Consider the following 24,156-nt stretch of genomic DNA (forward strand, 5'->3'; position numbering starts at 1 on the left):
CTCAACGTACCGCCCAGCCGTCTTCATAGGGAACTACGTGTTGATGCCAGGTTCGGGTACGCGAGTTTCTTTGCGTGGTCTCGAAGATCTGGGTAATGATCTCTAAAAGGGTACGCAAAAAGGATTTTTCCTTAGCCATGACTTAATAAAATCTCAAAGTTAAAGTTATGCAAAGCTAACTATTCTGTTTTGCTTTCTTTCCCAGTGAAACCTCGTAATCGTCTATACTTCCCTTTACTTGAACGTTCAAGAATTTGACTTTCCGTTTAGGATCAACCTCAACGATCTCATCTTCCTGCAGCGGATCGGCCGCGGTATCACGCTTGCCGCCAAAAAGCTTTTGCCAGGCCGCCTTGCGCACTGTTTTCCATGGAATTCGCAGGGAATAGTCAATGTTCTGATTGCTGTCGTGAGTTCCAGAAAGCTCCATATGTCCAAGAGAAGACTCTATGGTCATGTTTGGAATGCTGATGGTCCCCTGGCGGACAACCAGGTTATTTTGCAGGGTATCAAAGCGGATGTTCTGCAAGTTCTTATCGCCCATATAGTCCGACAAGGCCAACATGGGGTCGTAGTTCTTGAGTCGGCCATTGAGCACTTTGACATTCATGGTCAAGCTAGACTGATCCAGATCTGGAACCAGATCTGGGTAGACGCGAATCTTGCCTTGAATTCTAGAAGTTAAGGTGCCTTGTAAATTCTCTGAGACCAAGTGGTCTTGGCCAAAATTCTCGAACTTAAAAAGGAGCTTTTCTAACTCCACATTGGTCATTTGCAGATCAGGCTGTAAATAGATATGCCCCGGATCACTACCATTAAAATAACCGCTCAGCCGAATGTTTCCTCCGGCGGCATCCATGCTTAGGGTATCCACATAGATATAATGGTCGGGGGTGGTGCGTAATTCCGCCGTAATATTTTGCAGGTCTATCTTGTGATATATAAAATGTGCTATATCGGCCTTAAAGCGCATTTCGGTAAAGGGCAGCTCGTAATTATTAAAAGCGCTTGTATGGGCAGTTACATCTGCTGTGGTTGGGATGCTAGTGTTTTGCGGCTGAGGGCTGAGCTCAAAGGCAAACAAGGCATCAAAATCAATATAGTCGGCATTGAGATATAGGTAATTCTCTTGTTTATTGGCCTGAGTAGCATCCCCCAAATAATAATTCAAATCGAAATTAAAATTGGTAGCCCCTATCTCACCGTGGAAGCCCTTTATGAACAAATAGTCATCTTCATACAGGATGTCTCCTCTAAAATTGGTAAAACGCTGCGGATGGAGCTCCATCTTGGTGTCTAACTTATCTAGAGCCAATTCTACAAATTGCAAAATGGAATCCCTATAATGCATGCTGGAAGTAAAATGCAAAGCCAGATCGTCAAAGATCTCATGGCGGTACTGCTCGGGCACATAGTTTGCTCCTTTGTAAGAGAACACATCCTCCAATCGCAGTTTCTTAGAGGTCAAATTGATGTCTAGGTCCACATCGCCGTTAAGCTCGGGTTGCATCCAAAAGGCATAATCGTCAAAATTGGTATAAAGGAGAACTATTTGAAGGGAAAATAGTTATTTTTTCAGGCATAATAATGATAATTATTTCCTTACTGATATGGAAATACGGTTCTACTCCTAATGCAAAATCTCTGTTTTTACCAGTATTACTTGTCGGTCTATTATTTTCAATTGGCATAGGTGCCATGATGGCAAGTTACCCTAAGCGAATGACTGCGTCTGAACTTGCCTTTAAAGAAAACGCTAAAGAGTTTATTCTTGCAGAAAAAAAACGTGTGGAAGATTTTCAAGTTTTATACAAATATTCTGTTAGATTTGCAGCAGTTAGTTTCGTTTTAACAATTATTGCATTTGGCTTTGTTGAAAACAGAATATTTCAATCTATCTGTATTGCATTAATGCTATTATCAGTTTCTTTAATTATTATCGACCATTTTTCTAAGGAAAGAGCTGAAATTTATTATATTAAAATACAAAAACACTTAGAAGAGTAAATGAGTAAGATTATTCAAATTAAAACGATTAGTGAAATACACCATTTTTTAAATGTAGAAAAACCTTTGCATCCATTAATTTCTGTTTGTGAGCATATCCCAAGTATGAATTTGGAAATAACAAACACCAAAGTGTTTTTTGATTTTTACATTATTTCTTTAAAGTCGGACATAAAAGGAAGTATCAATTATGGTAGAAACACCTATGACTTTGAAGAAGGTACTATGTTGTTCTCTGCCCCAGGGCAAGTATTTAGTATTACAGATAAGCCAATAATTGACTTAAAAGGTTGGACTTTATTTATTCATCCCGATTTATTATCAAAATCTTACCTGCATCAAGCTATACAGAAATACAATTTCTTTTCTTATGATATAAATGAAGCATTGCATATATCAGAAAAAGAAAAAATTGTTTTAACTGTATTTGTAAATAATATTAAAAGTGAGATATCACAAAGCTTAGACCGACACAGTCAAGAAATAATAATTCATAATATAGCATCCATTTTGAAATATAGCAAACGTTTTTATGACAGACAGTTTTTAACTCGCACCAATAAAAACAAAGATATAGTAAGTCAATTTGAGCAATATTTAAAAGATTATTTTGATTCGAAACTCTTAACTTCCAAGGGAGCACCTACATTAGAACAATGCGGAAAAGCATTGAATATATCAGGGCATTATTTAAGCGATTTATTGAGATTAGAAACAGGAAAATCAATTAAAGAACATATTCATATAAAGCTAATAGATAAAGCTAAATTTAAATTATTGAATTCTACCATTCCAATAAAGACATTAGCTTCTGATTTGGGATTTGAATATCCTCAGTATTTCAGCAGACTATTTAAAAGTAAAACAGGAATAAGTCCAACGGAATATAGAAACCTGAATTAAAAGCCAGCAGAGAACAATGTGTAAAATTATTATTCAAAGTTGCAGCACAACTTCATCCTTTAAAGGACTATTTATAAGAAAACAAGTCCTATGAAATCAAAGAAAAAGGTTGTGATACTCACAGAGATTCAAGTAAAGTCACTAATGGATAATCTCAGAGTAGAGAGAGATAAGAGAATTCTCTCGGAGATCAGGAATCAAATCCCTAAAGGAAAGTAATCGTCAGGGAACTTAACGTTCTCACCTCTAATACGTCTCTCCATAAAATCAATAAGAGACTTCTCAGACATTCGATAGTTGGACCAGCCGCACTGAACTATGTCTCTTTCATTCTCATCAAGAACTTCAAGATATTGTCTAAAAAACTAATTTTATCCGGCAAATAGACGCTGATAAAATCATATTTTTTGATTATATAACAAGTTCTCTGCAAGCTGAAGAAACTTCTCCAAACTCAAGATATCCTGCAAAAAGTGTTCTACTATCTGCAATTTGTTTATCAAAAAGAGTAATCTATACTGTAATTTGGAACAATTACTCTCTGAAATTCTGACCTAAAAAGTTCAGATTTGTTTGAAGACTTACATATTATTTTCTTATTAACTAAATTACCATTACATTATGACTCAATTAAGATTAGGAGACCAAGCATCTCGTAGTATTTTTAAAGAACATGGTTATAAAGGTTGCCCACATGTCTCGGGACCACTTAAATCAACACGTTTAATCATCTTCTTAACAATTGTGCTAGCGTGTTCCTTCCAAACGATGTCGCAAACAGCTTTAACTTCAGGAACAGATGAGACCTGTTTTGGTGTGACATTTACGGATACCGAAGTACCTACGGTTATGACACAAAATATTACCGTACAGTTAGATGCGAATGGTCAAGCGGTTATTACTCCAGAGATGATTGATAATGGTAGTACGGATAATTGTAGCATTGCTTCGATGAGTTTAGATGTTACAGATTTTGATTGTTCAGATATTACTTCTGGACCAGGATCTTACGATGGTGTGACAACGTTGTCTTTTGACGGCACAGATGATTATGTGTCACCAACAACGGTTATTCCACAAACTTCGAATCATTCCGTTACAGCTTGGATAAAAAGTAGCACCATTAATAGAAATATTTTTGGTTGGGGCGGTTCAGGAATAAATAATTACTCGAGTGTTTCTTTCCTAGGAGGAAGCCTAAGATATTATGCAGGAAACGGTGTTGCTCCAGTAGAATCTGTTACTGGATCTACCAATGTTTTAGATGGCCAATGGCACCATGTAGCTATTACTAGATCAAGCGCTGGAGAAGTGAATATTTATGTTGATGGTGTACTGGATGCAACAGGTAACGTGACAAAATATGTCAACTCTGTTACAGCAAATGCTATAGGAGCAACGTTTGCAAATGGTATTTATCAAGGCTTCTTTAATGGTCAAATAGATGACCTTACGGTTTGGTCAAGTGTCTTATCAGAATCTGAAGTACAATCCCTAGTATGTAGCGCTCCAGTTGTCTCTGATAGTAATTTATTAGCCTACTATAATTTTGAGGATGGTACCAACAGCACTACTTTAGTGGATACTACAAGTAGTTACAATGCGGTATTGAACAACATGGATCCTGCAGCTGATTGGGTGGCTTTTGGAACCCCTGTTGTATCTCCATATTGTACTTCAGGTATCCCTGTGACACTTACTGTGACTGACGTTAATGGAAACTCGGCAATAGGATCTGCTACAGTAACTGTTGAAGATACTATAGGCCCAACGGTAGTCACTCAAGACATTACCGTACAATTAGATGTTAATGGTCAAGCGGTTATTACTCCAGAGATGATTGATAATGGTAGTACGGATAATTGTAGCATTGCTTCGATGAGTTTAGATGTTACAGATTTTGATTGTTCAGATATTACTTCTGGACCAGGATCTTACGATGGTGTGACAACGTTGTCTTTTGACGGCACAGATGATTATGTGTCACCAACAACGGTTATTCCACAAACTTCGAATCATTCCGTTACAGCTTGGATAAAAAGTAGCACCATTAATAGAAATATTTTTGGTTGGGGCGGTTCAGGAATAAATAATTACTCGAGTGTTTCTTTCCTAGGAGGAAGCCTAAGATATTATGCAGGAAACGGTGTTGCTCCAGTAGAATCTGTTACTGGATCTACCAATGTTTTAGATGGCCAATGGCACCATGTAGCTATTACTAGATCAAGCGCTGGAGAAGTGAATATTTATGTTGATGGTGTACTGGATGCAACAGGTAACGTGACAAAATATGTCAACTCTGTTACAGCAAATGCTATAGGAGCAACGTTTGCAAATGGTATTTATCAAGGCTTCTTTAATGGTCAAATAGATGACCTTACGGTTTGGTCAAGTGTCTTATCAGAATCTGAAGTACAATCCCTAGTATGTAGCGCTCCAGTTGTCTCTGATAGTAATTTATTAGCCTACTATAATTTTGAGGATGGTACCAACAGCACTACTTTAGTGGATACTACAAGTAGTTACAATGCGGTATTGAACAACATGGATCCTGCAGCTGATTGGGTGGCTTTTGGAACCCCTGTTGTATCTCCATATTGTACTTCAGGTATCCCTGTGACACTTACTGTGACTGACGTTAATGGAAACTCGGCAATAGGATCTGCTACAGTAACTGTTGAAGATACTATAGGCCCAACGGTAGTCACTCAAGACATTATTGTACAATTGGATGCCAATGGTCAAGTAGTTATCACACCAGATATGGTAGATAATGGCAGCTCTGATAACTGTGCAGTGGACACACTTAGTCTAGATATTACAAGTTTTGATTGTTCTAATGTAGGAGCAAATACAGTAAGGTTAACTGTTACAGATACCAGTGGTAACGTGTCTACTGATACAGCAATTGTAACTGTAGAAGACACTATAGGCCCAACGGTAGTCACTCAAGACATTACCGTACAATTAGATGTTAATGGAGAAGTTACTATTACTCCAGAGATGATTGATAATGGTAGTACGGATAATTGTAGCATTGCTTCGATGAGTTTAGATGTTACAGATTTTGATTGTTCAGATATTACTTCTGGACCAGGATCTTACGATGGTGTGACAACGTTGTCTTTTGACGGCACAGATGATTATGTGTCACCAACAACGGTTATTCCACAAACTTCGAATCATTCCGTTACAGCTTGGATAAAAAGTAGCACCATTAATAGAAATATTTTTGGTTGGGGCGGTTCAGGAATAAATAATTACTCGAGTGTTTCTTTCCTAGGAGGAAGCCTAAGATATTATGCAGGAAACGGTGTTGCTCCAGTAGAATCTGTTACTGGATCTACCAATGTTTTAGATGGCCAATGGCACCATGTAGCTATTACTAGATCAAGCGCTGGAGAAGTGAATATTTATGTTGATGGTGTACTGGATGCAACAGGTAACGTGACAAAATATGTCAACTCTGTTACAGCAAATGCTATAGGAGCAACGTTTGCAAATGGTATTTATCAAGGCTTCTTTAATGGTCAAATAGATGACCTTACGGTTTGGTCAAGTGTCTTATCAGAATCTGAAGTACAATCCCTAGTATGTAGCGCTCCAGTTGTCTCTGATAGTAATTTATTAGCCTACTATAATTTTGAGGATGGTACCAACAGCACTACTTTAGTGGATACTACAAGTAGTTACAATGCGGTATTGAACAACATGGATCCTGCAGCTGATTGGGTGGCTTTTGGAACCCCTGTTGTATCTCCATATTGTACTTCAGGTATCCCTGTGACACTTACTGTGACTGACGTTAATGGAAACTCGGCAATAGGATCTGCTACAGTAACTGTTGAAGATACTATAGGCCCAACGGTAGTCACTCAAGACATTACCGTACAATTAGATGTTAATGGAGAAGTTACTATTACTCCAGATATGATTGACAATGGTAGCACAGATAACTGTAGTATCGATACAATGGTATTGGACATTACGGTCTTTGACTGTGAAGACCTAGGAGCTAACACAGTCACATTAACGGTAACCGATACAAATGGTAACTTAGATACAGGAACAGCAACAGTTACAGTATTGGATGATATTGATCCAACGATCACTGCACCAGCAGATGTTACAGTTAGTGTAGATGCAGCAAGTTGTGAAGCCACAGGCGTTACTTTAGGAACACCATCAACTGATGATAACTGTAGTGTAGCCAGTACCACAAGTGATGCACCAGCAGCATTCCCATTAGGAGATACAGTAGTGACATGGACGGTAACTGACGGCACAGGCAACACCGCCACGGCAACACAAACGGTAACTGTAGTGGATGACATTGATCCAACAATCACAGCACCAGCAGATGTTACCGTAAGTGTAGATGCCGCAAGTTGTGAGGCTACAGGCGTAGCATTAGGATCGCCAACAACAGCAGATAACTGTAGTGTAGCCAGTACCACAAGTGATGCACCAGCAGTATTCCCACTAGGAGATACAGTAGTGACATGGACAGTAACTGATGGCACAGGCAACACCGCCACAGCCACACAAACGGTAACTGTAGTGGATGACATTGATCCAACGATCACAGCACCAGCAGATGTTACCGTAAGTGTAGATGCCGCAAGTTGTGAGGCTACAGGCGTAGCATTAGGATCGCCAACCACAGCAGATAACTGTAGTGTAGCCAGTACCACAAGTGATGCACCAGCAGTATTCCCACTAGGAGATACAGTAGTGACATGGACAGTAACTGATGGCACAGGCAACACCGCCACAGCCACACAAACGGTAACTGTAGTGGATGACATTGATCCAACAATCACAGCACCAGCAGATGTTACCGTAAGTGTAGATGCCGCAAGTTGTGAGGCTACAGGCGTAGCATTAGGATCGCCAACCACAGCAGATAACTGTAGTGTAGCCAGTACCACAAGTGATGCACCAGGAGCATTCCCATTAGGAGATACAGTAGTGACATGGACAGTAACTGATGGCACAGGCAACACCGCCACAGCCACACAAACGGTAACTGTAGTGGATGACATTGATCCAACAATCACAGCACCAGCAGATGTTACCGTAAGTGTAGATGCCGCAAGTTGTGAGGCTACAGGCGTAGCATTAGGCACGCCAACAACAGCAGATAACTGTAGTGTAGCCAGTACCACAAGTGATGCACCAGGAGCATTCCCATTAGGAGATACAGTAGTGACATGGACAGTAACTGATGGCACAGGCAATACTGCCACAGCCACACAAACGGTAACTGTAGTGGATGACATTGATCCAACAATCACAGCACCAGCAGATGTTACCGTAAGTGTAGATGCCGCAAGTTGTGAGGCCGCAGGCGTAGCATTAGGCACGCCAACAACAGCAGATAACTGTAGTGTAGCCAGTACCACAAGTGATGCACCAGCAGTATTCCCACTAGGAGATACAGTAGTGACATGGACGGTAACTGACGGCACAGGCAACACCGCCACCGCCACACAAACGGTAACTGTAGTGGATGACATTGATCCAACAATCACAGCACCAGCAGATGTTACCGTAAGTGTAGATGCCGCAAGTTGTGAGGCTACAGGCGTAGCATTAGGATCGCCAACCACAGCAGATAACTGTAGTGTAGCCAGTACCACAAGTGATGCACCAGGAGCATTCCCATTAGGAGATACAGTAGTGACATGGACGGTAACTGACGGCACAGGCAATACTGCCACAGCCACACAAACGGTAACTGTAGTGGATGACATTGATCCAACAATCACAGCACCAGCAGATGTTACCGTAAGTGTAGATGCCGCAAGTTGTGAGGCCGCAGGCGTAGCATTAGGCACGCCAACAACAGCAGATAACTGTAGTGTAGCCAGTACCACAAGTGATGCACCAGCAGTATTCCCACTAGGAGATACAGTAGTGACATGGACAGTAACTGATGGCACAGGCAACACCGCCACAGCCACACAAACGGTAACTGTAGTGGATGACATTGATCCAACAATCACAGCACCAGCAGATGTTACCGTAAGTGTAGATGCCGCAAGTTGTGAGGCCGCAGGCGTAGCATTAGGCACGCCAACAACAGCAGATAACTGTAGTGTAGCCAGTACCACAAGTGATGCACCAGCAGTATTCCCACTAGGAGATACAGTAGTGACATGGACAGTAACTGATGGCACAGGCAACACCGCCACAGCCACACAAACGGTAACTGTAGTGGATGACATTGATCCAACAATCACAGCACCAGCAGATGTTACAGTTAGTGTAGATGCAGCAAGTTGTGAAGCCACAGGCGTTACTTTAGGAACACCATCAACTGATGATAACTGTAGTGTAGCCAGTACCACAAGTGATGCACCAGCAGTATTCCCACTAGGAGATACAGTAGTGACATGGACAGTAACTGACGGCACAGGCAACACCGCCACAGCCACACAAACGGTAACTGTAGTGGATGACATTGATCCAACAATCACAGCACCAGCAGATGTTACCGTAAGTGTAGATGCCGCAAGTTGTGAGGCTACAGGCGTAGCATTAGGATCGCCAACAACAGCAGATAACTGTAGTGTAGCCAGTACCACAAGTGATGCACCAGGAGCATTCCCATTAGGAGATACAGTAGTGACATGGACGGTAACTGACGGCACAGGCAATACTGCCACAGCCACACAAACAGTTACAGTAGTAGATGATATAGATCCGATAGCGGTTGCACAAGACATTATAGTTTCTGTTGGGAATAATCCATTTGTAGAAATTACAGCAGCTGATGTAGATAATGGCAGTAGTGATAATTGTAGTATAGCATCGATTACTTTTGATATCTCTCAGTTTGACTGTAGTATGTTCGGTGATAATGTTGTGACGATGACCGTTACAGATACTTCAGGCAATACTGCAACAACAACTTTTATTGTAACTGTAACCAATTGCGATGCTGACAATGATGGTATTTTTGATGTAGACGATAACTGTCCATACACACCAAACCCAGACCAAGCTGATAATGATATGGATGGCATTGGCGATGTGTGTGATGACGATGATGACGACGATGGGGTATTAGATGTTGAAGATAATTGTCCAATGACGTACAACCCAGGCCAAGAAGATCGTGATAACGATGGTTTAGGTGATGTGTGTGATTTGATTGAGATTAATGCTTCTCAAGCCTTTACACCAAATGGAGACGGCATCAACGATACTTGGATGATTTATAACATTGAAAACCATCCTAATAACATAGTTAGGGTCTACAACCGCTGGGGTAATGAAGTCTTTAGCGCCCGTAGTTATCAAAACGATTGGGATGGAAGATATGTCAAATCTAATGGTAATGTAGGTAGCGATAGTTTACTGCCAGAGGCTTCTTCGTATTACTATCAAATTGATTTAGATGGTAATGGTACAGTTGATTACGATGGATGGTTATACATAACAAAATAAGATGATAATGAAAATTAAATATATAGTAGTATTTGCATTTACAGCTCTTTTGTTTGAAGGGTTAAATGCTCAGCAAGAGGGTATGTTCTCACAATATTGGACATTACCCACAGTTTACAATCCAGCTACAGTTGGTGTTGATGGAACGTCACATGTAGCTTTAGCTACTCGTCAGCAGTGGTCAGGAATTACGGATGCTCCCACCACTTATTTCTTTGCCTACAGCAGAGCGATGGGTAAAAATGTAGGTTTAGGATTAAGTTTAATTCAAGATAAGACCTTTATTGAAAAATCCACTTTTATCAGCATAGATTTTTCTTACAAGTTGAAGTTTAATGAAGATACAAGTTTATACCTTGGACTTAAAGGTGGAGGCAATAATTATAGTGTTAACACCTCTGGGCTATTGACCTATAATGTCTTATTTGATCCGGCTTTGGAATCATTTAGTAGATTTTTACCTAATGTAGGAGTCGGGTTTTCTTTGCATCACAAAAAATGGGAGTTGAATGTGTCAGTTCCAAGAATGTTGAATACCGAGCGTTATAAAAACGATAGGGGTCGTGCCACACAAGCTACGGATCGTCCACATTTTTATTTAGGACTTACCAATAGTTTTGATTTGTCGGATCAGATTGCGCTTCAGCCAAGGGTGTTTGCACGAATTGTAGAAGGAGCACCTTCATCCTATGATTTTAACACGATGGTTATTTTCAAAGAAATTTTCAATTTAGGGGGGAGTTACAGAACCGATGAATCATATGCTATCATTGCTGAATTTAATTTGATGGAGTATGAAGGCAATAACTTAACTTTTGGATGGGGCTATGAGAGAAGTACAAGAGCAGCCTTGGCTGATATTGGAAAGACCCATGAGTTTGCACTACGTTATAATTTTTAGAGAATAATCATAACAGTAAATAGAAAACCCCGCTACCTAGTTTGCGGGGTTTTGTTTTCAAAAAGATTCTAAAATTATGTTTAAAAAATAGAGGTTTTGTTTCGAAAATAGCTCAATGGGGTGTACTTTTAAAATCCGTAAATAGCTAAATTAGAAGCTTTTACGGATTTTTATTTTTATTAATTGTACGATTTTTGTATGATTTGGTAGATTAAGCTACAGAAAATATTATAAAACCCTCATCATAGAGTAATATTTAGTTGTAGCCTTTCCTAAAAACGTAAGCTTCATTCCATTTATCTGTTTCTAGCCTCTTTGGTAGATCTTCTTGACCGTATTTAGATAAATAATATTCAACTTGAATTAATTCTTTTGAACGTTCTGCCATTTTCTAATATATTTTAAAGCCATTTTTTGAAAGTGTTTCTAGATGTCTCTTGACATTTTTTTCGTGAAAACTATTTAGTTTTTTTAGTCCCCAAGCAAAATCAGCTATATAAGTGCGTTCCTTGTTACTTAAAATTTTTGCAGTAGAATCCCATTCAAACATTTTTCTCATCATTAACTCATCTATTCTAACATTTCTTCAATTTGTTTTTCACGTTTTGTCAAATCAGGTTCCATTAAGGCTTTATAATAGTCGTCTGGGACTCTTTCATTGTTTTTAACAAACTGTCTATAAAAACTTCTTAGGGTTAATGTTTTATGTGCATTTTCATCTTTCTCAATGGACAGTTTAATGTCAAAAATGGAGTTTCCTTTCTCATCTTTTAATGACATAAAACCTTCACCAAGACCTCCTGGGCCAGCAAACAAATCTATAACAGGTATTTTAAGTGTATTGTTCAAGAAAAATCAGTTATTAAGTCAAAATTGATCAGTTAGTCCAAATTACTTTTTAGGTTTATTGGATATAATTAGATCTTCAATATCAACATCCAAAATCTTAGCAATTTGGTTCAATATCTCTAACCTTGGTTGTTGTCGATTTTGAACATAACTGTTAACGGAATTAAAACTTTTACCAAGCTTCTCAGCAAGCCATTTTTGTTTAATACCTTTTTCTTCCAAAACATCTTTGATTCGATTCATGACGCTAAAATTTGTGTAAAATAAAATCTAATACTTTTGTAATTAATACACAATATTTTGTTGTATTTATATAAATTTATTTTGATGTGTGATTTAAATGAATCTTTACCATTAGTTTAAAAATAATCTAATTAAGGGTATTGTTTAAATAATTCATCAAATATGCTCTGGTCCTTAATCAACTTTTCCACAAGATGCTCATCAGCATACATCATAACAATACCTTTTAATTCCGTATTACCTAAGTAGGTTTTCCAAAAAAAAGTCACAGTCTGATTTTCTAATCCCTCAAGTACTCTAACATCTTTCTTGGGTTTGTCCTTATATTGTCCTTTTGTGGGAAAAATACCGAACTGTGTAACCATTACTAGAGTTATGCGATGATCTTTTTCAAAAAATTCACCATCATCTACCAAATCATATTGGCTCTCATCAATATGAATTGGTTTTGGCAAGTAATTAAGATATTTCAATTTCTTCTGGCTCATCATAATTAAATCATTTTTCATGTTTAATGCTCTTAAAGGATGAGTGAAACTCCTTTTTTAAAGGGTCATCAAATTCAATGTTATCATATTCATCGCACTCCTCTTCATTAATGAACATCTCCCATATCAGTTCAAGGGGCAGTTTTTTTGGTTTTCCGAAATTGAACAACATATCTGTTATTTTGATTTAATCCTACCATCTATTTGGTCATCCTTTTCTAACATGACCGTTTCATCAGAATGCATCACCACAATTCTGTTTTGCTTGAACCTTTCCATCAAATATCTTCCAAGTTGTTCCACAATATCCTTGAACTTATCTTTGGATAATGAAAATTTTGGATGGTTGCTAAGGGAAATGGTAAGGTGTGGTTCTACTTGTCCAGACATAACGATATCACAGGCCGTTACTTTTGCAGATACGTAAATATCCCCTTTTTCGATTAGGTTGTCCTGGAATTGCTGTATATATCCAATCACCTCGGATTTGTCAATCTCTTTCTGGGTATAGCCCTCTTCCAGTCCAATGGTGATTTCGGACTTAAAATTATCGATGGGTACTTTTTTTATGTTTCCCGTGATATTGATTTCCTCATAATCTGGGTTATTGAAAAACACAAGTTCACGTCTTCTCAAATAGGCCCTTTCGTTGCTTTTTTTCGGTTTGATGGAATAGAATCCCAGTCCAAGGGTCTTGTTCGTTACCAGGGTCCTGTTAAGGATGGCAATCAAGGGCATTTTAAGCTGTACACCTTCATTTGATAACTGTCCTGGCAAAAGCTCGGGTGTTGAACCCAAAAACAAGGGTACCCTATTTTTTTCAATGGCATTGAACTCATCGACATCATCGACCAGGTCAATACATTCTGATATAAAATCAAAATCAGCTCCGAGACAGATACCATCTTTACAATAATACTTAAACCTATATTTACCGTACTCTTGATTCTCCATAAAGTCATGGATCCATTCAAGGGTAGGTTTCCTGTTGCTCAGTATTTCCTCTAAATGATGCAGTTTCATAATTAGTTTGTTTTTGTTTCCAAATAGTCTTCCAAATCCTTTTGATTCCCTTTTTTTCTGCACCAGCCACATCCATAGGTGTCGTTTTTTGTAGAGACCATTATGTAATGTTTACCCTCGGAATAGGGGCATTTAGCTAACCATTGGTATTCATTTTTACCATCTGGAATGGGTTCAAGATTCACTTTTTCAAGATAGTCAATAAAGGGTGTTTTTAGTTCTTTTGCTCTCTTAATATATTGCTCCCTTTTTTCTTTTACACTATCAATGATGGCATAAAACTCCTTTTCATACAATAACCCCTCTTTCCTGAACCTTGGTAGCCCACCAAACGCTTGTCCCTTATCAAAGTATTCTTCAAGAAGTTCAATAACATCCTTTTTGTTCAAGTAATCGTTTATTTTCAGTGATTCATCACAGTCAAAATATTCCTCATTGGTATCGTTGGTGGTATAGAGCTTTAATAGGTCACCTTCTTTTTTTAAGTAATACCTAACGGCAACATCCCACATGGTTTCTTCAGTTTCAAATATAAAGACATAATCCATGTTGGTGTCATGGTTATTTACAAATCCTATGAAAGTTTTTACCTCCTTTATTTTTTGACAAAGCTCAAAATCTTCAAGAGCAATGGCTTGCTTAAGGTAGTCTTTTAATATTTCCTGTCGACTGTTTCTAAAAGCCCATACATTGAGTCCAATATAAAGCGATAGGGGTTTTGAGCCAAAATTTGCACCTTTTCTTCAAGCGAGGCGTTGATATGTTCCCACATGGGGTGATTTTTATTATTCATTGTATTTGTTTTTATTGCTAATTGTATCGAGTAGAACTAGATGTATGCTATTATAGGGTGTCTGTATCATAAAACTCCCCTTACTTTTAATAGCATAGTGTCTGCTCTTTAGTTCTCCAATAGTGTCGTAACAGAGCACTATGTAGTCATATGCTTTTGAAAAGTCGAGAATCGTGTTCCCGTTTGTATTGTTAATGTTTATGAAGAGGTTTTTGCCATTCTCTTCATGGTTTGCTACTATGAAGGTATTGGCATTGTATTCAATTGTTTTAGTATTAGTGTCATCTATTGACTCTTGTATCTTATTTAAATTCATATGATTTTATTTAATTAATATCTATATCTTTTGTAATGGTGGTTTGGTTCTGTCGCATAAACTTCATTAAGCTTAAAAATTACAATTTCACATTCTGTTATTTTAGCTGATAAAAAATAGCTGATCATCAATGAGTTTAACTTGATATTCTTGGATACATGTAATAACAACTTGTTTTGATATTTTCTTACCTGAATATCCTTCTTCCAAACTTATTGTAACAACTGCTGAAAATGGAGCAACTGACTTTTTTATGATTTTAGTTGTCTTATTGTTTTTTTTTAAAATTAGTAAGGCCAATAATCAACACATAAATTTGGATCATCATTGTCGTTCAATTCATCAAGGTAGTGGTCTCTATTATAGGCTAGTAAATTGTGCTGTTGGTCATGTAGCCATCCTCCAGAAGGAATACTATTTTGTAGTTCATATTCACCAACATAAGTAAAGAAGTAACTTTTATCTCTTTTTAAAACAAGATAGGCAGTGAATTCTTTTTTCCAGTTTTCTTTAGCTCGATCAATTATCCATTGGGTTAACGCTTTTAGTTCTTCTTCATAGATTTCTATTAACTCTTTTCTATCTAAAGATTGAAAATCATTTGAACTAATTATTAATTCAGTACCTGGGTATTTTTTCACATCAATTTCTTCTTCTTCTTCACAGACAAAGTGAATCGGAATTTGAACATATGTATTTCCAGATTGAACAGTTGGGAATAGTTCTATGTAAGGGAATATACCATATCCTTCTTTGAACTGTGAAATAGATTTAATTTTCATACAAATAAAATTTAGTTAAACAAACATTATTTGTATCTCGAAAAAGCAATAGGAATAGTGACGTTTATTTTGACTTGTCGTCCGTATTGTTTGACCACCGTGGTGTCTACACTCGGTTGGTACCCATAAAAGGGTTCGAAATACTAAGTAAAAATAGAATTTAATTCATTAAAAAAAACTAATTGCAGATTTTTTAGTGTTTCTTTCTTATCGCTTTCGGTCAATATACCTATTTTATGATGGCACCCCCTAAAAGGAAAACGACTTTAAATTCAATAGTGGGGATGAGTTTTTGGGTAATATGGTTGGAATTTTTAGGTTTTTTATTGGAGTTTTTTTTAATAGAGAGTTATTAGTAGTTAGGGTACTTCCTTATGTGCTTTATCAATGTATAGGAAAGTATTGTTTTAATGCGCAGTAATACAAAAGAAAAATTGGCAGTAAACCTTTGTTAAATGCTATTATTAAAAACAAGTATTAAATTGACGGCAGTATTGTATTATGGTAATTGTTTAGCAAGTACTGGAATAATAAAAAACTGTATATTTAACCAATAGCTGACTGATAACTGACTAAATACGGAAATAAAAAACCGTAAAAACTTATAAATAAAGTAATTACGGTTTTCAGTAGCGGAGAAAGAGGGATTCGAACCCCCGGAGGTGTGACCCTCAACAGTTTTCAAGACTGCCGCATTCGACCACTCTGCCATTTCTCCTTTAGCGGATGCAAATATAATCACTCCTTTGTTTTATAAAAAAGAAAAGTGTTGTTTTTTATTTGGGCGCATTGAGCGGAATCCCTGGCAAATTGAACGGCAAGTTTATACCAAAGTGCCAATAAGGAACATCAAGAGTAACATTATAACTATATCCTACACTAAGTATGTCTTTAAAGACCGTTAGCATACCTCCCACTCCAAACTCAGGAGTCCCGTCTGTATTAAAGTCAGGAGTGGAAACCGCTATTCCCAAACCGAGGTCAACAAAATCATTGTACCAACGGTGTTTTCTAGACCCAATCTTGAGTAAAAGCGACGCAGAAGGCGCATATAAGAAACGACGGTCGTCGGGCAGTGCTCCATGCAATTTTTCAGCGTTCAATGGCTCGGCCATAATGATCCCTACAGAGGTTTCAGATCTAAGACCAATGATCTCCATCTGTAAATCCCATGCTTCCAGTCTACGCGGGTCGTAAGCAACCGTCGCTGCCGCATTCTCTGGGGTGTCTGATTTTGGTAATAGCAGGAGAAGGGTTATTTCCAGGTTATCACCTGCTTCACGTGGGCCGGCACCTTTGAGTCTAATAAATCCCTCACTAGGCAGATCATTCAAGGTGAATTTTAAAATCTCATCTCCCAAATCCAAATTGTCCTTATAACGATCACTTTGATTCTTCAACAAGCCAGTCATGCGGCCAATGGCATTCACGGCATCGCTTAGGCTACCATAACAGTTTTCCGCATCCATGTAAAGCGCTGCAGCTTTATCTTTTAATTGCTGTAGCGTGTCCAAAATGCTTTGAAAATTCATGAATGTTTGCTCAATATCCTTTAGCTTTCCTTGCAAGGACTGTACAAGGCCCAATATTTCAAAGACCGATTCAATATTCCAGGACGATATTTGCGCTTTCGCATTGTTTATTAATGACACTATTGCGGTATACTCGGCTACTACCTCATTGGCTTTATCCTTCAATGCAGCCTCTACACTGCCTAATGGGTTGGAGTTAACAAAATCAACAATAGCAGTTTTGGCACTCTCAATGCAGGCCAAATCGGGAAAGTTTTGCAACAGACTTTGCTTGAGCTGTTCAAAAACCTTAGGTGCCTCTGCATTGTATTTTTTTGCGCGCTCCTTTAAGCTTTGAAGTTGTTTCAATTGATCATCGCTGAGTGTAGTAACCCAGCGCTCTACCGTGTAGATCTCCTTCTCTTTTATGTTGTCAAAATTTTCAATATGTACACGATCAGAGCCTAATTTGCTGCTCATGTAGGCCGTCAAGCTAATACTGTAGGACTTGCCTGAACTATTTTCCAGATCGGTTTTAAGCTGCCCCAATTGATCATTGAGTCGAGACAATATGTAAACTTCCTTAGGAACATCCTCGCTGGGGCTAATCCCGTTGCGACCGTAAAGCGCGCGCCAATCATTGAATAAGTCGTTTACCTCGGTAGCCAAAGCCGCATTTGACGGCGTGTCAAGGGTCTGATAAAATTGATTGAGGCCAGAATACAAAGCATTTAAGTCTCCTGTATTGAGTGTGGTTCGCTTAACGTCAGCAAATATTTGTTCTTGTAAAGACAAGGCTGAATCTAAAGCATCGATCTTATTCTGTAAATCAATAGATGCCTTGTACTGCGGATATTCAGCCGCTATCTTTTCTGCCAAAAGTTCTTTATTGATGTAAAGGCTCAAACTTCCGTTGATATCCACAATTTGTGGTCCAGATTTATGAACCGTATCGGAATCATAACTGGTCTTTTCAATCATGGTAATAATTGACTGGGCCTGCCCAAAATTCAGAATCAATAAGCAAAGCGGTAGGAGGAATTTTTTCATGATTTATTGATCTATAGATTGAGACTCTGCTTCTACATAAAGTTTCTCGAGTTTAACAAAGGTCATTTGACCGTTCTTATGGATTCTGGAGTTGGCCTTGCGCGGTTTTAAGGAAAGGCAAAACACTTTAATCTCTTCATAGGGGGTATCGTCTTCAATAATGCTCGCAGCAGTTAAATAAGGTTCCAAGTCTGCCTTAAGGGTAACAAAATCTTTGACCCACATCACCTTACGAGTAAACCCTCCAGGAGAGGTATCTGCTAGTTCGTCAGCCAGTGATACTCCTTCTGCAATATTTTCAGAATCACCTAAGACAACTAACAAAATACATTTTTGTGTATTTAAATTATCGTATTGCTGTTTGGCCACTGCCTGATCTTGGATGTTGATAATGGTAGTATTCAATAGTGCCATGGTAGTGCGTTTAGTTGACTTAAAGATACAGGGAGCCATTGAAAAATCGCTCCCCCCTAGCGGGTATTTTTAAAAATCAAGGGTTTTCACCTAGTTGGAGTTACGGATTGTTTTCACAAATATTTCACAGAAAAGACTGAGGGATTCTGTTATCTTTAGCGATCAAAATCAAGCAAATAAACTCAGAATGAAATACACTTTATTAGCGCTACTTACGGGCTTTGTCATTAGCTGCGGACCGGCTCAAAATGCAAAAAAAGTCACCAAGACCAATGTCGATTATGCTTCGACCATTACCGTAGACGACCTTAAATCGCATTTGTACACCTTTGCCAGCGATGAAATGCAAGGGCGCATGACAGGATCAGAAGGTCAAAAAATGGCGGCAGAATATTTGGTGAACTTCTACAAGGCAGAAGGCATTGCCGGAGGTGTTACTGCAGAGGACTACTATCAAGAGATTCCCGCTAGCTATTTTTCTCGCGCCAGAGATCCTAAAGATTCAGAAAACGTATTAGCCTTTATTAAAGGATCTGAATTCCCTGACGAGGTGATCGTCCTTTCTGCACATTACGACCATGTGGGCATGGACAAAAAAGGTAATGTCTTTAACGGTGCAGACGATGACGGAAGCGGAACCGTATCTATGTTAGAAATGGCTCAGGCTTTCCAACAAGCCGTAAAGGAAGGTAATGGTCCTAAGCGTTCCATTCTATTCTTGCACGTTACCGGTGAAGAAATTGGCTTGTACGGGTCGCGTTACTATACCGATAATCCAGTTTATCCACTAGCGAACACGGTTTGTAACCTAAACACAGATATGATTGGTCGTATAGACCCAGACAAGGCCGGCGGACCTGATTATATCTACTTAATCGGTAGCGATAAGTTGAGTCAAGAGTTGCACGATGTTTCTGAGATGATCAACAGCAAATACGTAAACTTGGAGTTGGATTACACCTATAATGACGAAAATGATCCCAATCGTTTTTACTACCGTTCAGATCACTACAACTTTGCCAAGAACAATATTCCGATCATCTTCTACTTTAACGGTACTCACGAAGATTATCACCAGATCACAGACACGCCAGACAAGATCGAATACGAACTTATGGCCAAGCGTGCGCAACTTATCTTCCTAACTGCTTGGGAAGTAGCCAATCGCGAAGGTAGAATCACTGCGGATAAGGTTAAGCCTTAAGCACACAGTTTTAAAAATAAAAACCGGCCTAGTGCCGGTTTTTTTGTGCTTTTAATTTCAATTACTATTCCTGCTGATCAAACATACGCGCTATGATAACCGTATGAGCAAAGGTAATAGCTCCTAAGAACGAAAAGAAAATGGTGAGAAAGGATTGATTCCCGCCTTCCATCAGCTTAAAGAAAACCACCAAACCAACAATAGACGCCAACCACACCCAAATAGCTCCGCGCAGGTAATTCTTCACACTTTGTTTATTGACCTTGCCGTATAGATAAGCGACCTGCTCTTTTATAGAGGGCACGCTGTGCCAGAAGATAAAGTATATAGTAAAGGCCCATACCAAAGATGCCCATCGAAATAGAATCGCAAACACCAGAAGTAAAAAGAGCTCTTGAAACGCCTTCGGAGGACTGATCCTTTTAGCTCCTATATAATAAGGTAAAATAACAGCAAAAAAGCCCGCCGAAACTAAAAGCCCGTAAGCGTACCACATTTTGGGTACTGCAAACTGTGTCAACTGTTCTATTACCTGGCTAGTCTCCACCGGATTCAAAAAGAAAAGTAAGAACAATATACCCAAGCCATAGGCCGCAAAGAACAGCTTATTTAGCGGGCTTCTGCCTAAGTATTCGTCCCAGTGTTGTTCTCCGAAATGATATCCACTTACTCCTATAAACAGGATAAGCGCAACAAAAGGCACCAAAAAGAACAAAGTGAATGCAGCAAAAACTACGCCTAAATAAAGTGCTAGTCTAGTGTAAAAAGTCGCCTTTTTCTCTTTAAAAAACGTACGCCCTAAAAGTTGTAAATCGTTAGACCCGTGCAATAAACCTACAGAAAATAGCAAGCTAAATGCTAAAATTGACTGCGATCCAGCCTCAAAATAATTCGTTAGCCAAAGGCTGAAAAACGTAATGATAATCAGTATTTCCCGTGTTTTGACCATTTATAATGTTTAATGAATATGTTAATTTATTAAACAAAGTACGTGTTTTTTGTTTAATTATTTGTAATTTTATTTCAACCTTTTATTTAATAATTCATACGTATATGGAAAATTTTGCTAACCTTATTTCACTGGTTCCTAAGTTGGCGCCAGACGATTACGTAGGCTTCACCTTCTTTGTAGGGTGTATGGCTATGATGGCAGCTTCTGCCTTCTTCTTTTTGTCTATGAACAGTTTTGACCGCAAATGGAGAACTTCGATTCTCGTTTCTGGTCTTATTACTTTCATAGCTGCAGTACACTATTGGTACATGCGCGATTATTGGGCAACCAATATGGAATCGCCAACCTTCTTCCGTTATGTGGATTGGATTCTTACCGTTCCACTAATGTGTGTGGAGTTCTACTTGATCCTCAAAGTGGCCGGAGCCAAAAAATCACTGATGTGGAAGCTTATCTTGCTTTCTGTAGTGATGTTGGTAACAGGATACTGGGGAGAAGGTGTGGACAGAGACAATGCCTGGTTATGGGGTCTTATCTCTGGTATCGCTTACTTCGTTATTGTTTACGAGATCTGGCTTGGTGGCGCTGCAAAGCTTGCCAAAGAAGCTGGTGGTTCAGTAGCGAGCTCACACAAGATCCTTTGTTGGTTCGTGTTGGTCGGATGGGCAATTTACCCAATCGGTTACATGGCTGGCACCCCAGGATGGTATGAGGGAATTTTTGGCGGATTGAGCATGGACGTATTCTACAATATTGCAGATGCGATCAACAAGATCGGATTTGGGCTTGTAATTTACAACCTAGCAGTGCAACAAACTTCAACAGACCAGTAAAGCACACCCACTTATGTGATTTGCGCTTTAGGCGCATGTTGAAAACCCTCCAGGCTATCGTGGAGGGTTTTCTTTTGCTCTAATTTCATGAAGATCACGATATATATGTTGTAGGGTTCATAGAACATGAACTAGTAATGCTTCGCTAATCAAGGAGATTACAATGGTCCTGAGATTTGCATTGATATGGGTAATCAAATCCTTGAATTAAAAAGCAAATCTGAAACTGCAAACCGGGGCTCAAAACTTTTATTTAGAATTTGTCTAAATAATTTTTTTAAGCCAAAAGGCTACCGTACTTTTGTCTGGCTTATGCGAAAAACACAGCACAGATCGGTCAATAAAATCCTAATTGTCGCCCTACTTTTTATGGTGATAGGTACGGCTATGGAGCTTTATCTGTTAGATCATTACGAAGATAGCTTACAGCTTATTCCGCTACTCTGTCTGGCAGCTGCCCTACTGAGTTTTATAGTAGTTTTGCTTAGACCAAGTAGCCAAAGCCTTGTTGTCTTTAAAACCGTTTTAGGTTTAAATGCCTTAAGCGGTCTGGTGGGAATCTATCTTCATCTAGAAGCCAATTACGAGTTTGAATTGGAGATGAAACCCGGAGCTGCCGGCTGGGAGCTATTTACCGAAAGTCTGGCCGGAGCCTTACCTGCTCTAGCCCCTGGCAGTATGATCGCATTAGCCCTAATTGGATATTCGTACACCTTATTAATCAATAAAAAATCATGAAAACTTTGCACAAATTATTCTTAGTGACCCTAGTTGCATCCCTGAGCTTTACTGCATGTAAGTCAGAAAAACAGGCAGAGACCACAGCAGAAACTACCACAGAAACTACTGCTACGGAGCAAAAATCCGAAGCAACTGAAAATACAGCTACCGTTGTTTTAAACGCAAACCTGGCCACGGCAGAAGAACTTAAAGGTATTGGTATGTCAGAGGAACTTGCCACAAAGGTGATCGAGAACCGTCCGTATTTGACACTTGCCGATTTTGCTGCGCAATTAGGAGAAGACGTTAGCAAAGAGAATATGTACAAAAAGATCTTTGTTCCCTTTAACCTAAACACCACTGCTGAGGCCGATTTTAAACAGATCCCGGGAGTAGGCGATAAAATGGCCCACGAGTTTGAGGAGTATAGACCTTATACCTCTGTGGCGCAGTTCCGCAAAGAGATCGGAAAATATGTAGACGAGGCGCAAGTGGAATATTACCTGAACTATGTCTTTGTGCCGGTTGAGCTCAACACTGCTTCTAAAGAAGATATCAAGGCCTTACCGGGTGTTGGTGACCGTATGACTCACGAGTTCGAAGAATATCGTCCCTACACCAGTATGGAGCAGTTCCGCAAAGAGATCGGAAAATATGTAGACGACAAGGAATTGGCGCGTTTGGAGCGATTGGTTTATTTGAAGCAATAACGCAAAACACATAAAAACGAAAAGCCCTGAAATAACTCAGGGCTTTTTAATTTTCTAAGAACCGATAATGCAGAATTCACTAGCTGCACTATCGAATCTCATGCAATACACTTTGCGTCATTAAATTGCCATTGGCCTTATAAGATTCTTCTTTTACCATCCCTACGCCTTCGGCTATCCATTGTTTGGCAGTCAAATTCTGTCGCATGCCACCAACGCTAACACTGTTGGTATAGGTCACCACATAGCATTCAAAGGTTCCTGCTGCTGTGGTAAGGGTTTCTAGGGCAATCACCTTCCGATCTGTCATGCTTATGGTGGTCGTAATAGCCATTACGCCTGCATCTACGCGCATCTCTATCGAAGCATCTGGGAGCTCCTGGCCCACACTTAAGGAATTCGGAAAAAAGATATCGTCTCCCGTTATACTGTATTCCATCCCTTCATACTGTCGCAATTGTGCAGACATGAATGAGGTCGGATCCAGACGCGTCACTCCCCCCTCGCAAATAGCGTCGAAACTACTTTGGGTAATGCTCCTGCCGCGTTTGTCTTTGATCTCGGTGTTTATGGTCATCCCACCCAAATGTACATCGGTGATGGTGTAATCCACTATGGTCTCCAAACGACCTCTTTTATCCATTTGATGTATTACCAGTGTCTGCCCTTCTGTAGTCGGGTAAAAACTACTGCAATTGTCCTGAGCCAGACCGGAACTTAGAATAAAACAACTTATAATAACAAGTATAGATTTCATTAGATATATTTTATTGAACACTCAGGTCTTTGACTTTCAAAGACCTTTTGTAAAAGTATAAGCTAAGCAATTGCAATTAGCTGTCTATTGTAACAATTCCCGTTACTTATGTAACATTTGGGATTTGTGTGGGCGCCCCTTGAAGTAGAACAAGTTCACTTCACGGTCGCGCTATTCGCTGCAACTCCTCGCTCGTTATACTCGCTGTGGGGTTTACGCTACTATCGCTGGCGCGGGGGTACGGG

The 24,156-nt window shown here is 39.2% G+C and carries 21 protein-coding genes, 1 tRNA gene and 1 riboswitch; of the genes, 8 read left to right on the forward strand and 14 right to left on the reverse strand.

Annotated features, from left to right (window positions below):
* Position 1 precedes the first annotated feature (1 nt).
* Both AC0J2F_RS02070 and AC0J2F_RS02075 read right to left on the reverse strand, forming a co-directional pair.
* Positions 2-139: a hypothetical protein gene (locus AC0J2F_RS02070; protein ID WP_473008434.1), complete on the reverse strand. Its 138-nt coding sequence runs from the start codon at positions 137-139 to the stop codon at positions 2-4.
* 36 nt (positions 140-175) lie between these two features.
* Positions 176-1,510, reverse strand: a complete 1,335-nt coding sequence (locus AC0J2F_RS02075) for an AsmA-like C-terminal region-containing protein (protein WP_473008435.1) — start codon at positions 1,508-1,510, stop codon at positions 176-178.
* Positions 1,511-1,587: 77 nt separating this feature from the next.
* Between AC0J2F_RS02075 and AC0J2F_RS02080 the strand changes: the two genes are divergently transcribed.
* From AC0J2F_RS02080 to AC0J2F_RS02095, 4 genes are all read left to right on the forward strand, one after another.
* Positions 1,588-2,007 carry a hypothetical protein gene (locus tag AC0J2F_RS02080; protein WP_473008436.1) on the forward strand — a complete coding sequence of 140 codons (420 nt, stop codon included), beginning with the start codon at positions 1,588-1,590 and terminating at the stop codon, positions 2,005-2,007.
* Positions 2,008-2,910, forward strand: coding sequence for a helix-turn-helix domain-containing protein (locus AC0J2F_RS02085; RefSeq protein WP_473008438.1), 903 nt, complete (start codon positions 2,008-2,010; stop codon positions 2,908-2,910).
* A 768-nt stretch (positions 2,911-3,678) separates the two neighbouring features.
* A complete protein-coding gene (locus AC0J2F_RS02090) occupies positions 3,679-10,365 on the forward strand; it encodes a LamG-like jellyroll fold domain-containing protein (protein ID WP_473008439.1) in 6,687 nt (2,228 codons plus the stop codon).
* Positions 10,366-10,372: 7 nt separating this feature from the next.
* A complete protein-coding gene (locus AC0J2F_RS02095) occupies positions 10,373-11,266 on the forward strand; it encodes a PorP/SprF family type IX secretion system membrane protein (RefSeq protein ID WP_473008441.1) in 894 nt (297 codons plus the stop codon).
* A gap of 256 nt (positions 11,267-11,522) precedes the next feature.
* On the opposite strand, the gene AC0J2F_RS02100 is transcribed toward AC0J2F_RS02095, so the two are convergent.
* The 10 genes from AC0J2F_RS02100 to AC0J2F_RS02145 form a co-directional block, all read right to left on the reverse strand.
* A complete protein-coding gene (locus AC0J2F_RS02100; RefSeq protein WP_473008443.1) occupies positions 11,523-11,654 on the reverse strand; it encodes a hypothetical protein in 132 nt (43 codons plus the stop codon).
* Between the two features lie 182 nt (positions 11,655-11,836).
* Complete coding sequence (locus AC0J2F_RS02105) at positions 11,837-12,115, reverse strand: hypothetical protein (RefSeq protein ID WP_473008445.1); 279 nt, start codon at positions 12,113-12,115, stop codon at positions 11,837-11,839.
* Between the two features lie 42 nt (positions 12,116-12,157).
* Entirely contained in the window at positions 12,158-12,358 is a 201-nt protein-coding gene (locus AC0J2F_RS02110; RefSeq protein WP_473008446.1) for a helix-turn-helix transcriptional regulator, read from the reverse strand.
* A 131-nt stretch (positions 12,359-12,489) separates the two neighbouring features.
* A complete protein-coding gene (locus AC0J2F_RS02115) occupies positions 12,490-12,867 on the reverse strand; it encodes a hypothetical protein (RefSeq protein ID WP_473008448.1) in 378 nt (125 codons plus the stop codon).
* 156 nt (positions 12,868-13,023) lie between these two features.
* On the reverse strand, positions 13,024-13,869 hold the full coding sequence (locus tag AC0J2F_RS02120) for a hypothetical protein (RefSeq protein ID WP_473008449.1): 846 nt from the start codon (positions 13,867-13,869) through the stop codon (positions 13,024-13,026).
* 2 nt (positions 13,870-13,871) lie between these two features.
* Positions 13,872-14,417: a hypothetical protein gene (locus tag AC0J2F_RS02125; RefSeq protein ID WP_473008451.1), complete on the reverse strand. Its 546-nt coding sequence runs from the start codon at positions 14,415-14,417 to the stop codon at positions 13,872-13,874.
* 848 nt (positions 14,418-15,265) lie between these two features.
* The gene (locus AC0J2F_RS02130) at positions 15,266-15,760 is read right to left on the reverse strand and encodes a hypothetical protein (protein WP_473008452.1); all 495 of its coding nucleotides are present in this window, start codon (positions 15,758-15,760) and stop codon (positions 15,266-15,268) included.
* A 55-nt stretch (positions 15,761-15,815) separates the two neighbouring features.
* Positions 15,816-15,909, reverse strand: a riboswitch (SAM-I-IV-variant riboswitch).
* A gap of 484 nt (positions 15,910-16,393) precedes the next feature.
* Positions 16,394-16,478 (reverse strand) — tRNA-Ser (locus tag AC0J2F_RS02135).
* Positions 16,479-16,536: 58 nt separating this feature from the next.
* Entirely contained in the window at positions 16,537-18,321 is a 1,785-nt protein-coding gene (locus AC0J2F_RS02140) for a hypothetical protein (RefSeq protein WP_473008454.1), read from the reverse strand.
* A 3-nt stretch (positions 18,322-18,324) separates the two neighbouring features.
* A complete protein-coding gene (locus AC0J2F_RS02145; RefSeq protein ID WP_473008455.1) occupies positions 18,325-18,735 on the reverse strand; it encodes a hypothetical protein in 411 nt (136 codons plus the stop codon).
* Between the two features lie 187 nt (positions 18,736-18,922).
* Between AC0J2F_RS02145 and AC0J2F_RS02150 the strand changes: the two genes are divergently transcribed.
* Entirely contained in the window at positions 18,923-19,939 is a 1,017-nt protein-coding gene (locus AC0J2F_RS02150; RefSeq protein WP_374960204.1) for a M28 family metallopeptidase, read from the forward strand.
* Between the two features lie 64 nt (positions 19,940-20,003).
* On the opposite strand, the gene AC0J2F_RS02155 is transcribed toward AC0J2F_RS02150, so the two are convergent.
* Positions 20,004-20,888 carry a Brp/Blh family beta-carotene 15,15'-dioxygenase gene (locus AC0J2F_RS02155; protein WP_473008456.1) on the reverse strand — a complete coding sequence of 295 codons (885 nt, stop codon included), beginning with the start codon at positions 20,886-20,888 and terminating at the stop codon, positions 20,004-20,006.
* Between the two features lie 104 nt (positions 20,889-20,992).
* Between AC0J2F_RS02155 and AC0J2F_RS02160 the strand changes: the two genes are divergently transcribed.
* The 3 genes from AC0J2F_RS02160 to AC0J2F_RS02170 all read left to right on the forward strand — a co-directional run bounded on the left by AC0J2F_RS02160 (position 20,993) and on the right by AC0J2F_RS02170 (position 23,154).
* Positions 20,993-21,724, forward strand: a complete 732-nt coding sequence (locus AC0J2F_RS02160) for a bacteriorhodopsin-like (protein ID WP_473008458.1) — start codon at positions 20,993-20,995, stop codon at positions 21,722-21,724.
* 312 nt (positions 21,725-22,036) lie between these two features.
* Positions 22,037-22,462, forward strand: coding sequence for a hypothetical protein (locus AC0J2F_RS02165; protein WP_473008459.1), 426 nt, complete (start codon positions 22,037-22,039; stop codon positions 22,460-22,462).
* The gene (locus AC0J2F_RS02170; protein WP_473008461.1) at positions 22,459-23,154 is read left to right on the forward strand and encodes a helix-hairpin-helix domain-containing protein; all 696 of its coding nucleotides are present in this window, start codon (positions 22,459-22,461) and stop codon (positions 23,152-23,154) included. The genes AC0J2F_RS02165 and AC0J2F_RS02170 overlap by 4 nt, the downstream gene beginning before the upstream one ends.
* Positions 23,155-23,242: 88 nt before the next feature.
* On the opposite strand, the gene AC0J2F_RS02175 is transcribed toward AC0J2F_RS02170, so the two are convergent.
* Positions 23,243-23,911, reverse strand: coding sequence for a TapB family protein (locus AC0J2F_RS02175; protein ID WP_473008462.1), 669 nt, complete (start codon positions 23,909-23,911; stop codon positions 23,243-23,245).
* Between the last annotated feature and the right edge of the window lie 245 nt (positions 23,912-24,156).

Source organism: Gilvibacter sp. CC01 (assembly GCF_055755295.1).